Genomic DNA, 253 nt, shown 5'->3' with positions numbered 1-253 from the left:
AAATCGAAGATCGCCAATTTGAGGCTTACTGGGCCGATGTGGGAGGATTGGCTGAAGGAGTGCCAGTCCAGCATTTGACTGGCATCGAACAATTCTACGGCAGAACTTTCCAAGTTTCACCAGCCGTCCTCATTCCGCGCCCGGAAACTGAAGAACTGATTGAAGAAAGCTTGAAATTAAAGCGTGAGTTATTCGGCTCCGAAGAAATTCAAGCGGCGGATATCGGTACAGGCAGCGGCGTCATTGCGATTAC

The 253-nt window shown here is 49.8% G+C and carries 1 pseudogene; it reads left to right on the top strand.

The window, feature by feature from the left end:
• A pseudogene (locus tag R0J92_RS24885) lies at window positions 1–253 on the top strand (peptide chain release factor N(5)-glutamine methyltransferase); the annotation flags it as partial.

This window comes from Tritonibacter sp. SIMBA_163 (assembly GCF_046535935.1).
GTDB lineage: Bacteria > Pseudomonadota > Alphaproteobacteria > Rhodobacterales > Rhodobacteraceae > Epibacterium > Epibacterium scottomollicae.
This window is presented reverse-complemented; position numbering and strand designations above follow the sequence as displayed.